Below are 14,609 nucleotides of genomic sequence, written 5' to 3'. Positions count from 1 at the left end.
TTATAGAAACATTTCCTTTGCGGATCCTAGCGTCCCTAGCGGCTATTTTTACTAAAAAATGATTTAGCCGCAAAGTTTCGCCATGGATCGCAAAGGAATTGGTATGGCAATTATTTATAGAAACATCTCCTTTGCAGATCCTAGCGTCCCTAGCGGCATATTTTTACTAAAAAATGATTTAACCGCAAAGTTTCGCCATGGATCGCAAAGGGTTTGGTATGGCAATTATTTATAGAAACATTTCCTTTGCGGATCCTAGCGTCCCTAGCGGCATATTTTTCTAAAAAATGATTTAGCCGCAAAGTTTCGCCATGGATCGCAAAGGAATTGGTATTGCAATTATTTTAGAACTATTCCCTTTGCGTACCCTAGCGTCCCTAGCGGCTATTTTTACTAAAAAATGATTTAGCCGCAAAGTTTCGCAATGGAACGCAAAGGAATTGGTATGGCAATTATTTATAGAAACATTTCCTTTGCGCATCCTAGCATTTCTAGCGGCTTATCTTACTAAAAAATGATTTAGCCTCAAAGTTTCGCCATGGATCGCAAAGGGTTTGGTATGGCAATTATTTATAGAAATATTTCCTTTGCGCATCCTAGCGTCCCTAGCGGCTTATCTTACTAAAAAATGATTTAACCGCAAAGTTTCGCCATGGATCGCAAAGAGTTTGGTATGGCAATTATTTTAGAACTATTCCCTTTGCGTACCCTAGCGTCCCTAGCGGCATATTTTTCTAAAAAATGATTTAGCCGCAAAGTTTCGCCATGGATCGCAAAGGGTTTGGTATTGCAATTATTTATAGAAACATTTCCTTTGCGTACCCTAGCGTCCCTAGCGGCATATTTTTACTAAAAAATGATTTAACCGCAAAGTTTCGCAATGGATCGCAAAGGAAATGGTAATTGTATGAAGGTGTAAATTGTTTTCCAAACATAATTCTGCTAATCAATGAAAATATGTGTCTATTTTCCGAAAAAGCAATACTTTTACTTCCAATTACATAAATGACAAAAAAATATTGAAAAATTAATTTGTTTTTAAAAAATGAGCCTTTACATTTGGGACATGTTAATCGCAGTCGTAATATATTTTAGCTTCTTTTACTTTTACTTTCGTCACAAAAGTCGAATCGGAGCTGCGTATTGTCTAGTTAAAAAATAAACATTCATACATACACAAAAGCCCGATTCGAAAGAATCGGGCTTTTTTTATTCAAACCAATCAAACTCATGGAAAATCACTTACAAACAAAAGACTGGGGACTAGGACTAAATGGCCACGTGATCATCGCAGGACCTTGTAGCGCAGAAACACCCGAACAGATAGAAAAAGTCTGTTTGGATATGAAAAAAGAAAACATGGTGCCTCACATTTTCCGTGCAGGGATTTGGAAACCAAGAACCAGACCAGGAAGTTTTGAAGGGATTGGTGAAGATGGATTGAAGTGGATGGAAATCGTGAGAAATCACCTAAACATCCCAATCACTACTGAAGTAGGAAATGCAGCACACGTGGAATTGGCCTTGAAACACAAAGTAGATGTACTTTGGATCGGTGCAAGAACTACCGTAAATCCATTTGCAGTTCAAGAAATTGCTGACGCATTAAGAGGGGTAGATATCCCAGTAATGGTCAAAAACCCAATGAACCCAGACCTACAGTTATGGTTGGGAGCTTTGGAAAGGTTGCAAGCAGTAGGAATCAACAAGCTTGCGGCTATCCATAGAGGATTCTCTGACTCATATGATAAGAGATTCAGAAACAAGCCAAACTGGTCTATGCCAATCCATTTGAAAAGAGAGTGGAAAGGGATGGAAGTGATCAATGACCCTAGTCATATTGTTGGCAACAGGGCAGGGATTTTGGAAACTGCACAGAGAGCAATCAATTTCGGATTGGATGGCTTGATGATCGAAACACACCATGATCCTGACAATGCATGGTCTGATGCAAAGCAGCAAGTTACACCTGCCGGATTGAAGCAGATTTTGTCCCAAATAGACTTCAAGCAAACTGGAGGAAAAGAAAATCCTGGAGAACGCTTACATGACTTGAGAACTGCTATTGATCATTTGGATGATCAATTGTTGGATATCCTTCAGGAAAGATTCTCACTAATAGACCAAATAGGTGCTTATAAAAGAGAGCAAAACCTGACAGTATTTCAATCAGACAGATGGAAGTTTGTAATGGAATCACGTACAGAAAAAGGCGTAAAGAAAAATCTGAGCGAAAAATTCATGAAAGAATTGCTTTATTGCATCCATGAAGAATCAGTAAAAAGACAAGAAAAACAATTGAGAGAAGCGGATCCTGTGAAGAAATAAATTGGAAGTTGTAAGGTTATAAAGTTACAAGGTTAAAATTGTTGTAATGTTAAAAGGTTATAAAGTTGGAAAGTTTGGTTTTTAATAGAAATCAACTTTTCCAATAACTTTTAAACCTTTCAACTTTTAAACCTTTTAACCTTTTTCATCCTTTTCGTAATTTCGAGTCAAATAATAACTTAGAAAAATTGGAGTCAATCATATTTTCAAGTGCAATAGCAGAAGATCTTGCCGGTTATATCAGCCGGCAGGATTTTTCTCAATTAGGATTGATCATGGATAGCAACACACAGGTTCATTGCTATCCTCTTATCAGCAACAAGATCCCCCATCATCAACAATTTGCTTTTGAAGCAGGCGAGGTGAATAAAAACCTATCTACATGTTCTGCTATTTGGCAGTGGATGACAGATTGTGGATTTGACAGAAAAGCCTTGATTATCAATTTGGGTGGAGGAGTATGTGGAGATATGGGCGGATTTTGCGCCAGCACTTACAAAAGAGGCGTCAGGTTTATCAATATTCCCACCACGCTACTTTCCCAAGTAGATGCCAGTGTTGGAGGAAAGCTTGGAATTGATTTCAACGGATTCAAAAACCATATAGGTGTTTTTACCGAACCTTTGGCTGTCTTGATTTCGGATGAATTTCTACCATCCCTTCCACATAACGAGCTGAGATCAGGATATGCTGAAGTCATCAAACATGGATTGATTCAGAACGCAGATTACTTTTCCACGCTTAAATCTACCGATTGGGAAAATCAGGATTGGAAAACGATCATTGAGAAGTCGGTCAGTATCAAAAAATCTGTAGTTGAAAAAGATCCAAAGGAAGCAGGTCTCAGAAAAATCCTCAATTTTGGACATACCATAGGACATGCTTTCGAGTCTTTTTACTTAGATTCTGAAAGACACCTTTTGCATGGTGAAGCCATCGCGATAGGTATGGTCACAGAAGCATATCTTTCTTACAGAAGAATGGGTTTGCCACAAGATGACTTGGATAAAATCACTGAAATGGTATTGAAAATCTATGGGTATTTTGATTTTCCAAATGAAGATATCTCACAGATAATAGCACTTTGTGCCCAAGACAAGAAGAATGAAGGCGATGTGATCAACTTTTCACTCTTGAAAAAAACAGGCTTTTGTGAATACAATATTCATATCAACCTAACTGAAATCGAAGAAGCGATTGCTTATTATATCTCCCTGAAAAACTAACCAAACATTACCTAGTAATGTGAATAAAGCCACTCAAACCGAATGAATACGATTTACCTCAAACAAATCCCCAGTTTCCCATCAACAGAAATCCCTTTGCCTTCTTCCAAAAGTGAAAGCAATAGGGTTTTGATCATTGATGCATTGACAGATGGGGAAAATGAAATATCAAATCTTGCAGAAGCGAGAGATACCCAAACAATGATTAGGCTTCTCAAAACTAACCCGCCGGTATTTGATGTCTTGGATGCTGGGACTACCATGCGTTTTTTGACTGCATTTGCTGCTGTCACCAACCAAAACAAAGTGATGACAGGAACCGCAAGGATGTGTGAACGACCTATTGGTATTTTGGTAGATGCTTTGCGTGAACTTGGTGCTGACATTCATTATATGAACAAGGAAGGATATCCACCTTTGGCCATTCACGGATTCAAGGGTCAGTTGGTAGATCAAATCAGCATCAGGGGAGATGTCAGTAGTCAATATATTTCGGCACTTTTGATGATTGCACCACTCTTGCCAAATGGCTTGTCTCTCGAACTTACAGGAAAAGTTGGGTCTGTGACATATATTGAGATGACTTTGGAATTGATGAAGCAATTCGGAGTTGCCTATACTTGGGAAGAAAATATAATCAAGGTAGGATCCCAAAAGTACCATTCTACAGCTTTTGCGGTCGAGTCTGATTGGTCAGGTGCAAGTTATTGGTTTAGTTTGTTGGCATGTGCAGAGAGTGGTTCTTTGTTTTTGAAAGGACTAAAGAAAGATAGTTTGCAGGGAGATTCGAAAATTGTCGAAATCATGGATCATCTTGGGGTGAAAAGTGAGTTTGTGGAAGGAGGAATCCAGCTTACCAAACAAAAGGTGAAAGGCTTGAAATCTTGGGACTTTACCCATTGTCCAGATTTGGCACAGACAGTAGCGGTGACATGTGCTGTTTTGGGGCAAAAAGTAGATTTTTCAGGTCTTGAAAGTTTGCGGATCAAAGAAACGGATAGGATTTATGCCTTGCAACAAGAATTAGCCAAATTCAATGCCCAGTTGCTAGAAGGAGAGAATGAAGTGTTTACCTTGATACCATCTGTAGAGATTCCAAATGAAGTTCAGATCCATACCTATGATGACCATAGGATGGCGATGGCATTTATGCCGCTCATGACCAAAACCAATGTGATCATCGAAGACCCCGAAGTAGTCAATAAGTCTTACCCAAGCTTTTGGAAGCATGTGGAGCTGGTAGAGCTTGAAAATTGATGAATTTAAAGATTTGGAAGATTGAAGGTTATTAAGAAGTTTAAATGTTGGAAAGTTGAGAGGATTGGTTTCTTAATAGAGATTGGTTAATTAAGTTATTGGGGGATTGTGTGAGTAGGTTAATGGTTACTTGATATTTACTTCAGTTCTAAAAAAACAGTCCTGAATGATTAAAAACTAATTGAAATATTCTATATGCTAAGTAAATCCTAAAATATAAGTTCAAAAATCTAATTTCCCCTTTCTAGAATATGAAAAGTATCTACACAATCTTGCTACTTGTATTGTCCAATACCTTTATGACATTTGCTTGGTATGGGCATTTGAAATTTAAGGAATTGAAATGGTTTGAAAATTTGGGACTTATTTCAATAGTTTTAATTTCTTGGGGAATAGCATTATTTGAATATATGTTTCAAGTTCCTGCAAATAGAATTGGTTTCAATGAAAATGGAGGACCATTTTCTTTGGTAGAATTGAAGGTGCTACAAGAAGTAATCACTTTGGTGGTGTTTATGCTTTTCACCTTTCTTTTTTTCAAAAATGAAAGCATCAAAATGAATCATATCATTGGCTTCGGATTTTTGATTTTGGCAGTTTATTTTATCTTTAAGAGGTAGATTTCGTATATTTAGTTATGGAAATATCAATAGATATCAAGTTTGATCAACTTATAGATCTTTTAGATAAGTTGACACCTCAACAGTTTGAGCAAGTGAAGAGGTATGTCAATACTAATTCTCCAAAGAATCAGCAGACAAGGTCTGATAAAAATAGATTGTTGGAGGTTCTGAAAAATGCACCCGTACTTACTGAAAAAGAGATTCAGAAAATTGAGGAAGCTAGATCAAAAATAATGTTATGGAGAAAAGAGTAATTTGTTTGGACACTTCTGTTCTCTTGGATTTTTTTAGAAAAAAAAATAAGGAGAAAACTTTTTTGAGTCGGTTGTTCAATCAATATGATGGAATTGAAATCACCTCCATTACAGAATTTGAAATTAAGTATGGTATTAATGAGAAACAATCTGGTTTTTGGGAAGAAATATTTTCGAAACTGACAATATTACCATTTGATAGTGAATCCGCTACTATTGCTGTAAAAATTCATCAAGAATTAAAAAAGATCAATAAGCAAATCGATATTCCAGATCTATTTATTGCAGCTACCGCTCTTAGATACAAAAGGCCTTTGGCTTCTTTTAATAAGAAGCATTTCGAGAGAGTTAAAAGACTTGAATTATTAATTCCTGAAAACAATGAATAAAGTAATCATAGCAATACAAGGAATTCCGGGTTCATTTCATCATCAGGTAGCTATCAATTGTTTTGGGACGGAAGTTGAGATTGTAGGATATAGGATTTTTGAAGAAGTAGCCAAATGTGTAGCGAAAGGTACTTGCGATTATGGAGTTTTGGCGATTGAAAATTCAATCGCTGGCGCAATTTTACCGAACTATGAATTGATAGATCGGTATAACCTGACGATCAAAGATGAATATTACCTTCCTATTTCACATAATCTAATGTGTCTGAAAGGACAAAAAATCGAGGACTTGGCAGAAGTAAGATCCCATCCAATGGCATTGCTTCAGTGTAAGAAATTTTTTGAAAACTATCCCCAAATCAAACTTGTGGATGATGTAGATACTGCATCTGTTGCCAAAAGAATCCGTGAAGAAAAAATCAAAGGAATCGGTGCCATAGCAAGCATGACAGCAGCCCAGATCTATAATTTGGAGGTTTTGGCTTCTGATATACAAACGGTCAAGAATAACTTCACACGGTTTATAATTTTGCAAAAACCAACTTTGGATTTGGGATTGGTCAAGCCGAATAAAGCCTCTATTAAAGTGACGGTCAATAATGAAAAAGGGATTTTGGCAAAGTTGCTATCACACATGAGTGGATCTGGCTTGGATTTGAGCAAGATTCAATCTATTCCGGTGATTGAAAAACCTTGGGAGTATTCATTTTTTATTGACACAGAATTTGAGGATTACGATGCTTTCAAAACTGCTGTTACTGAGATCAACTCTAGCTTTGGGTCAGTGAAAATCTTTGGAGAATATCAAAATAGAAAGTGATGAAGGGATTTTCAAAACGACTAAATGAAGTTCAGGAGTACTATTTTTCCCAAAAACTCAAAGAGGTAAATAGCCTGAAATCTTCGGGGAAACCAATCTTGAACATGGGAATCGGAAGTCCTGATTTACCACCACATCCCAAAGTGGTCAAAGCAATTTGTCAAGCTGCAATTAACCCTACAGGCCATGGTTATCAAGGTTATCAAGGAATTCCACAATTAAGAGAAGCTTTTTCCGATTTTTATAAAGAGCATTATAGTGTCCAATTAGATCCTGATGGAGAAATCTTGCCTTTATTGGGCTCCAAAGAGGGGATTATGCATGTCTCAATGGCATTTTTGGATGCAGGTGATCAGGTATTGATTCCCAACCCAGGATACCCGACATACAGTTCGGTTTGCAAGTTGTTGCACGTAGAACCAGTATATTTTGATTTGTTGGAAAGCCAAAATTGGGAGCCAGATTTTGAGTCTTTGTCAAAAACGGATCTGAGCAAAGTCAAACTCATGTGGGTCAATTATCCCAATATGCCTACAGGAGCCAAGGCAAGCAAGGTTTTGTTTGAAAAGTTGATTGCATTTGGCAGAGAGCATGAAATTGTAATCGTTCATGACAATCCATACAGTTTTATATTAGAAAACAATCCATTGAGTATTTTGAAAATCAATGGTGCCATGGAAGTGGCTTTGGAGTTGAATTCATTGAGTAAAACGGCAAATATGGCAGGGTGGAGAGTTGGAATGATAGGGGGGAAGAAAGAGTGGATTCAAGCGATCACCAAAGTGAAAAGCAATATGGATTCTGGGATGTTTTTGGGAATTCAGGAAGGAGCTATCGCCGCATTGCGTTTGGAAAAGGATTGGTATTCAAAATTGAATTTTGAGTATAGAAAAAGGAGAGAATTGGTTTGGCAATTGGCTGAAAAATTAGGCTTGAGTTATGACTCAGATGCTGTTGGGATGTTTGTTTGGGCGAAACTTCCCGAGAGTATGAATGATTTAGAATTAGTGGATAAGCTTTTGTATGAGAAATCAATTTTCATCACTCCAGGAAGGATTTTTGGAAGTAGAGGAAAAGGTTTTGTAAGGTTTTCCCTTTGTGTTTCCACAGAAATAATTCAAGAAGCAATAGATAGAATAAAATAAACATTATAGAATGAAAAAGATACATATCATCGGACTGGGACTTTTGGGCGGTTCATTTGGGTTGGCATTGAAGAAAGCAAAGCCTGAGATTAAGTTTACAGGTTTCGATTCAGATCCCAAGAATCTTGAAGATGCATTGGCATTGGGGATTATTGATGAAGCGACATCAGAATTAGAGGAAGATATTGATGTAGTCGTATTGGCTACCCCTGCAAACTCCCTTGGAGATTTGTTGCTCAGTACTTTAGATCAAATAGGTCCAAAAACTTTGGTCATTGATTTTGGTTCTACGAAAGAGAATCTTTGCAAGGCAGTAGCAAACCATCCAAAAAGAGCACAATACTTGGCAGGTCACCCGATTGCAGGCACAGAATTCTCTGGACCAAAAGCTGCAAAAGCTGACTTGTTGGATAAAAAAGTATTCATCATTTGCGAAATGGAACTGACAGATGTTCATCTCAAGGGAATGGCTTATGATATTTTGGAAGCACTCAATATGAAATTGAGGTTCATGGAAGCAGAAGAGCATGACCGTCACTTGGCTTTTGTGTCACACCTATCCCATGTTTCCTCTTTTATGCTTGGCAAAACAGTTTTGGATAAGATGGAAGATGAGAAAAATATCTTTGATATGGCAGGTTCAGGATTTGCATCTACTGTAAGATTGGCAAAATCCTCTCCAGCTATGTGGGCGCCAATTATGGAAGAAAACAAGAAAAATATGCTTGAAGCATTGAGTTTATATATTTCAAACCTTTCCAAATTCAGAGACAAAATCATTGCAGATGACTATGAAGGATTGTCTTCAGAAATGCAAAAAATCAATAAGATTGGAGATATTTTGGATTTGGGGAAGTAAGTTGATGATAAGAAAATAAAAAATCACTATGAACACGAAGGTTTTCATAAAGAACACAAGGTAATTACCATATCTCACTTTGTGTCCTTTGTGCAATCTTTGTGTACATAGTGGTTGATTTTCATGCTTGCTAAAGACTATTTCATAACCATTTTTCATACAGCTTTTTCACATCTTTGTGGGGTTTAACTCTTCCCGCTTTAATGTCTTCTAATCCTTTTTCAATTGAATTTAATTCTTCATCAGAAATCTGTTCCAACCAATCAATCTCAGTAGTACTATTCATTAACATCCTAAGCTTTTCAATTGACGTTTCATCTTTGATTGTAGTAACCCATTTGATTATTTCCAGTTTATCTTTTTCAATATTCATTTTCTTTAGTCTGATTTTTTATTCCTATTCAATTTAAAAATATTTCATGAATTATTCTAATTTTTGTTAGTCCATTCAATCCTCCAATACAGCCCCATTCACGGTTTGTTCAAAAGGTCCATAGAGTTTTTGGGAATGTATGGAAGGATAGACTTGTATAAGTAGGACAGCGACCACCCCTCGGGTTAGATCCATCCAAAATGTAGTCTGGAAAGCACCTCCCCAAGAGATTTTTCCAGGTTTTCTTCCAAATCTAAGATCTCCATCTACCGCAGCAATCTGATACCCATAAGCAAAATGATCTTTGCCAACACATACATCTCCGATCATATTTTTCTTCGCATTTTTCATCTATTGCTTTTTTGAGAAGATGGTCAATATTCTCAAGGGAATCTTGGAGGTGTTAATTCTGTATTGAAGCGTTTTTGGTTTCAAAATTTACAGTTCCCGAACTTTGGGCAAATAAATTACTGTTAGAAAAAATTAAAGAGATAATGATCAGTGAGATAAGTTTTTTCATTGGATTTTATAATATGGTATTGAGACAAATCAACATTGATAGTCGTCATGTTGAAGGATTACATGGGTGAATGCATTAATTTTAACATTATTCATCAATAAAATGAAATCCAACTCTTAATTAATAATTCTTAAGATTTTGTGGCTTAAGTTTTGAAATATGTAAACAAATTATAAAATGAAAAATATGAAAAAGTTATTCTTTATGTTGCCTGTTTTAATGCTGCCTTTTCTAAGTTTTGCGCAGCAGAATCAAATCCCTACGATCGAAGTAGATGGTGCGAGCGAAATAGAAGTAATGCCTGATGAAGCCACCATCCAAATAAGCCTAAGGGAATTGGGTATGAAAGTGTCTGATGTGACCAATGCACTCAATAAAAAAACGAAAGCAATCCAAGATGCAATCAAGAAAACAGGTGTAGCTGATTATGATTTTGTAGTTGATAATTATTATGTAAATATCAATAGAATCTATACAAAAGGCTCTTCAAAGGATAGCGGATATGTAGCTTCGCAAAATGTAAAAGTGAGAGTGAAAAATATCGATAAAGATTTGGTAAAAGTACTTGAGTCTATCAGCAGCAAAGATTTTGACTTGAGTTACAATATGAACTTTGGTATTTCGGAAGCTCAACGAAAAGTACATCAGGAAAAGTTGCTTGAATTGGCACTGGAAGATGCTCGGAGAAAAGCTGATGTTATTGCGAAAACTATGGGAATAAAAAATATCAGAATTTTCAAAGTAAATTACAGCTCAGGAGTTAGTTTCCAACCATACGAACCAAGAATGGAAACCATGATGATGAAGTCTGCAGATGCAAGAGTAGAGCCTAGTTTCTCTCCAGAAGCACAGAAATTGTCTGATAGAGTTTCTGTATCATTTGCGTTTCTACATGAATCTTAATTTTAAGTAAAGGATAACAACAAAAAATCGATTCTATAGCTAGCATGGCTAGCGCCCCTTTTTCTTATTTACCAACCTTGTCTTTGAATCAACTTGGGGGCAGAGCCCACTGTTCTTCGTAGAAAAGTATGGAGCCAGTTGGATTGTAGGGGCGTAGCCCTGTTATCTGAGATCTTTGGAATAGACCAAGAGGTTTAAATAATAAACCAAAAATAAACCTTCCTATAATTCCTATATATAAAACGAAACCTGCAAAACTTCTAAGTCTTGCAGGTTTCTTTGATGATAACGCTATAAAACTAGCTTCGTAGAAAAAAGAATCCATCAAATCCCTGAGGCGCGTTGCCCTGATTTCCTATTTTTCTGATTTTCGTTTTATTTTAACCACATAGGACACTAATCACCCAATCAACTGATAACTAATTGACTCAAAAGTCATATTCACTGAAAACCATGTGACTTACAATCTTAATTTACCATAACTGTCACCGGGTTTTCCAGATTTCTCTGTATACTTTCAATCATTTTTAAATCTGCTTTTCCATCATGTACAAAATACCTATACTTGCTTTTGTAGGTCTCTCCTGGAGCGATCACAAATCCTTCTTCAAATACCGGAGTAAAAACCCAATAAGGCATGCTTGGATGAACTCTGACATACTGCGGATAACGGAAATTGTCAGGAAAACCAAAAACTGTAACCCCTGCAAATTCACCTGAAATTTCTCCACTCACGCTAATCCATTTTGCTTTTGTGTGGTTTACATTTTCCAACGTAAAACCTTGGTCACTCAACACTTTCCAAGGTTTGTCAAAGTACACACTGTCATCAGGATTCCATTCTCTGCTTCCCCTCAATGCCATTCCGCCATAAATGTATTTTTCCAAAAATAAAGTGTCATTGCTTGTATTGGTTTGCTCTGAGTAAATGTCAAACAAGAAAAAATCAGATACTGGATAAATGCGAATATCCCATTTTTCTTCCAAAACCTCACCGTTTTCCATGCTGATATGACTTTGTGTACTTATGATCTGGCCAACTGCATTCCCTTCTTTTACGGCCAGTACATCCTTATGAACGACTGTGCCCAAGCTGTCTCTTTGATTCCAAAAATCAACTTTTTTTCCCTTAAATTTAGTATTTGTCCAGGCATTGTAAAGCGCATGCTGATGCATATGGCCTGCAGGAAAATCATCTGTTACAATTGCTCCATTTGGACTTTTGAGAGGATGGATAAAGCCATTTTTTGCATACAATTGACTTTCTCCATTTGGAGGAAAGACCATTTCTTTCTGATAAAAAAACAACTCTTTTCCGTTTACTTTTACCTGAATTCCATCTTGATTTTCAATGATTTCCAAGGCTTTGGTTTTTGTTTCTTTCTCGGTACTTTTTACCAATTTGAAAGTAAGAGACTTTTCAGGTTCTAAGTTTTCCAAAAAGACCAAAACATTTTTTTTATCTAAAACTTCAACCAGAATTTTTTTACCGGATTCGATTTCCACAAGTTCATAATTACCGGTTTCGTCTAAAGATTCCTTGAGCTCAATGCTTACCGGAACAGCTGTTCTTTCGAAATTTCCAGGGTCAATAGTAATTAAAATATCGGGCTTTCCACAGCTTTGAAGCCATATTGCAAGTAAAATAATGAGTGTTGAGTTTTTCATTTTTCTAGAGTGATTCGCCAAACTTAATCATGGAAGTTATAGAATCAAAAAGAAAATTTATTCTATCCTCTAAAAGTGAAAAAGGTAGCAATCAATTTTTACCATGCATGGAATTTTTTTTGATTGATGAAATTTAATTAGTTTCTTTGGGAAGTACTCAATAGATAGTACTGTCAAATCATGGCTATGGAAATGAAAGAACATGCGCTTCAACAATTGGTAGAGAGACTTTCTAAAGGTGATGAAAAAGCCTTTGGACAGCTTTATCAGCTATTTGGGGAGAAAGTTTATCACATTGCCAGAAAAATGAACCTTAGCCATGAAGATGCCGAGGGGATTGTTCAGGAAGTTTTTCTGAAGATTTGGAAAAAAAGATCCAACCTTGACCCAGAACTTTCCATCAATGCTTACATGATTGCAATCGTGCGCTCTTTGGTCATAAAAAAATCAAAAAAAGAAGCTCGTTTTTTTGCATATCAGAAGTACAAAATACCATTGATTTCTTTTGAAGCTTCTAGTGATCCAGAACTTGAATTGATATATTCTGATTTCCATCATATTTCCTCAGACTTGATTGAGCAACTTCCTCCTGGACAGAAGCAGATTTTTATTTTGAGAAATTTTGAAAATCTTAGTACTGATGAAATTGCTGAGAAATTAAATCTTTCTAAAAGAACTGTTGAAAACCAGATTTTCCGAGCATCAAAGGGCATTAAAGAAAAGCTTCAAAAGCTTAAAATAATTTCAGCCAGTATTTTTCTGCTGATGATAGAATCTATTTTTTCTTGATATTGATTTAGACCTGCAACCCAAGATATGTTGTGGAGAATGAAAAATTACTGGAATTTCAGTGTGGAGATTAAGCTGCGCCTTCAAATTTAAACCAAAAACTGTTTTTTTTAAATCTTGTAATGAAAATATGTTCTTCATTTTAAAATGCAGTTTGAAAAATCTGCATATCCGCTTTCTTACCTGTAACCAGTTATAATATTGCATGAAGTTCATTTCAATCAGTTTTGGTCGGATGATTGTGGACTATTGACAATTTAATTTTTCATTTTTTTTCAAAGTCATGTGAGTAAATCTATGTAGATGTGGCTATATGTAACAAGAAAAAGAAAAATGGATCGTAGAAAGCAAATAGAAGATTTTTTCAAAGGGGAATTGACTGAGGAACAGGCAAGGGATTTACTTGCGTGGTTAGATTCTGCCGAAGGAGAGGAGTTTATGTCAGCTGAAGTTCTTCAACTTTGGTCTGAAAAATCAAAAGACACCAATTACAAAGAATGGGATTCCAAATCTCTGTGGGAAAAAATCAATAAGAATAAGGAAGGTTACCCTTCTCCACAGTTGCTCAAGGAAAAAGTTGCAAAGAAAAGTGTTTTGCCTAATTGGTTGAAAGTGGCTGCATCTCTTTTGATTTTGGTGGCTTCTTCAATGGTTATTTTTTCGGTTATGAATCCCAAAAATTCAGATCCAAAGACTGAAATATTTTCGGTGAACATGATTGAGAAATTCAATCCTCCAGGTCAAAAAACAAAAATCCATTTACCAGATGGCTCTACTGTTTATCTCAATTCAAAAAGTAGGATTACTTACAATGAAGACTTTATCACCAATCGCCACATATCTTTAGAGGGAGAAGCATTTTTTAATGTAGCAAAAGATGAAAAAAATCCATTTACTGTAGAATCAAATGGAATCACTACAACTGCCCTTGGAACGTCATTTAATATTTCCACATTCAACAAAGCTGAAAAAGTTGTGGTCACTTTGGTGACTGGAAAAGTAAAACTCAATCAAAAAGGAGGTAAGGAATTCTTAATACTCAATCCGGGAGAAGAATCAGTTTTGTCCAAAGAAGAAAGCTTGATGGATAAAAAGATGGTGGATGTAGGTCAAAAAATGCTATGGATGGAAGGAGTATTAAGATTTGAAGATACTTCAATGGATGAAATGGTCGCCGTACTCGAGAGATGGTATGGTGTTGATATCAAAGTTAGGGGAAATCAAGGCAAGTTTGTAGCATCTGGAACATTTGAGAATAATGAAACACTCAAAAACGTCCTTCAAGTATTGAGCGCTTCAATTGGTTTTGATTATACCCTAAAAGAAAAAGAAGTGCTAATCGAATTCAAATAAAAGGCTTATGAGTATAAAAAAAGCATAAAAAAACAGGAACGTACTGCGAATACGCTCCTGCCAACATCAAATCTTTAAGAACCTATGAAAAAACGTTTGGTA

At 36.2% G+C, this 14,609-nt stretch carries 15 protein-coding genes; 12 read left to right on the top strand and 3 right to left on the bottom strand.

The features are described from left to right. Positions 1 to 1,230 precede the first annotated feature (1,230 nt). The 9 genes from MM236_RS04665 (at position 1,231) to MM236_RS04625 (ending at position 8,901) form a co-directional block, all read left to right on the top strand. Positions 1,231 to 2,328: a chorismate mutase gene (locus MM236_RS04665; RefSeq protein ID WP_241273768.1), complete on the top strand. Its 1,098-nt coding sequence runs from the start codon at positions 1,231 to 1,233 to the stop codon at positions 2,326 to 2,328. Positions 2,329 to 2,516: 188 nt separating this feature from the next. Next, complete coding sequence (aroB, locus tag MM236_RS04660) at positions 2,517 to 3,554, top strand: 3-dehydroquinate synthase (RefSeq protein ID WP_241273767.1); 1,038 nt, start codon at positions 2,517 to 2,519, stop codon at positions 3,552 to 3,554. Between the two features lie 42 nt (positions 3,555 to 3,596). Beyond that, positions 3,597 to 4,811, top strand: coding sequence for a 3-phosphoshikimate 1-carboxyvinyltransferase (locus tag MM236_RS04655; RefSeq protein ID WP_241273766.1), 1,215 nt, complete (start codon positions 3,597 to 3,599; stop codon positions 4,809 to 4,811). Positions 4,812 to 5,062: 251 nt separating this feature from the next. Continuing rightward, positions 5,063 to 5,431: a DMT family protein gene (locus tag MM236_RS04650; RefSeq protein ID WP_241273765.1), complete on the top strand. Its 369-nt coding sequence runs from the start codon at positions 5,063 to 5,065 to the stop codon at positions 5,429 to 5,431. A gap of 17 nt (positions 5,432 to 5,448) precedes the next feature. After that, a complete protein-coding gene (locus tag MM236_RS04645; protein WP_241273764.1) occupies positions 5,449 to 5,688 on the top strand; it encodes a hypothetical protein in 240 nt (79 codons plus the stop codon). Continuing rightward, positions 5,673 to 6,077, top strand: coding sequence for a type II toxin-antitoxin system VapC family toxin (locus MM236_RS04640; RefSeq protein WP_241273763.1), 405 nt, complete (start codon positions 5,673 to 5,675; stop codon positions 6,075 to 6,077). The genes MM236_RS04645 and MM236_RS04640 overlap by 16 nt, the downstream gene beginning before the upstream one ends. Beyond that, positions 6,070 to 6,897 carry a prephenate dehydratase gene (locus tag MM236_RS04635; protein WP_241273762.1) on the top strand — a complete coding sequence of 276 codons (828 nt, stop codon included), beginning with the start codon at positions 6,070 to 6,072 and terminating at the stop codon, positions 6,895 to 6,897. The genes MM236_RS04640 and MM236_RS04635 overlap by 8 nt, the downstream gene beginning before the upstream one ends. Continuing rightward, positions 6,897 to 8,042: a pyridoxal phosphate-dependent aminotransferase gene (locus tag MM236_RS04630; RefSeq protein WP_241273761.1), complete on the top strand. Its 1,146-nt coding sequence runs from the start codon at positions 6,897 to 6,899 to the stop codon at positions 8,040 to 8,042. The genes MM236_RS04635 and MM236_RS04630 overlap by 1 nt, the downstream gene beginning before the upstream one ends. 10 nt (positions 8,043 to 8,052) lie before the next feature. Continuing rightward, a complete protein-coding gene (locus MM236_RS04625; protein WP_241273760.1) occupies positions 8,053 to 8,901 on the top strand; it encodes a prephenate dehydrogenase in 849 nt (282 codons plus the stop codon). Between the two features lie 142 nt (positions 8,902 to 9,043). Here MM236_RS04625 and MM236_RS04620 read toward each other — a convergent pair whose 3' ends face one another. Continuing rightward, positions 9,044 to 9,274, bottom strand: coding sequence for a hypothetical protein (locus MM236_RS04620; RefSeq protein ID WP_241273759.1), 231 nt, complete (start codon positions 9,272 to 9,274; stop codon positions 9,044 to 9,046). Between the two features lie 75 nt (positions 9,275 to 9,349). Next, entirely contained in the window at positions 9,350 to 9,625 is a 276-nt protein-coding gene (locus MM236_RS04615; RefSeq protein WP_241273758.1) for a hypothetical protein, read from the bottom strand. 355 nt (positions 9,626 to 9,980) lie between these two features. Between MM236_RS04615 and MM236_RS04610 the strand changes: the two genes are divergently transcribed. Then, complete coding sequence (locus tag MM236_RS04610; RefSeq protein ID WP_241273757.1) at positions 9,981 to 10,697, top strand: SIMPL domain-containing protein; 717 nt, start codon at positions 9,981 to 9,983, stop codon at positions 10,695 to 10,697. A gap of 468 nt (positions 10,698 to 11,165) precedes the next feature. On the opposite strand, the gene MM236_RS04605 is transcribed toward MM236_RS04610, so the two are convergent. Beyond that, entirely contained in the window at positions 11,166 to 12,365 is a 1,200-nt protein-coding gene (locus tag MM236_RS04605; protein WP_241273756.1) for a DUF6807 domain-containing protein, read from the bottom strand. 186 nt (positions 12,366 to 12,551) lie between these two features. Here MM236_RS04605 and MM236_RS04600 point away from each other — a divergent pair, with 186 nt between their 5' ends. Next, positions 12,552 to 13,154, top strand: coding sequence for an RNA polymerase sigma factor (locus tag MM236_RS04600; protein ID WP_241273755.1), 603 nt, complete (start codon positions 12,552 to 12,554; stop codon positions 13,152 to 13,154). A gap of 333 nt (positions 13,155 to 13,487) precedes the next feature. Further along, positions 13,488 to 14,507 carry a FecR family protein gene (locus tag MM236_RS04595; protein ID WP_241273754.1) on the top strand — a complete coding sequence of 340 codons (1,020 nt, stop codon included), beginning with the start codon at positions 13,488 to 13,490 and terminating at the stop codon, positions 14,505 to 14,507. The last annotated feature ends 102 nt before the right edge of the window (positions 14,508 to 14,609 follow it).

It is taken from the genome of Belliella calami (genome assembly GCF_022549695.1).
Lineage (GTDB): Bacteria > Bacteroidota > Bacteroidia > Cytophagales > Cyclobacteriaceae > Belliella > Belliella calami.
This window is presented reverse-complemented; position numbering and strand designations above follow the sequence as displayed.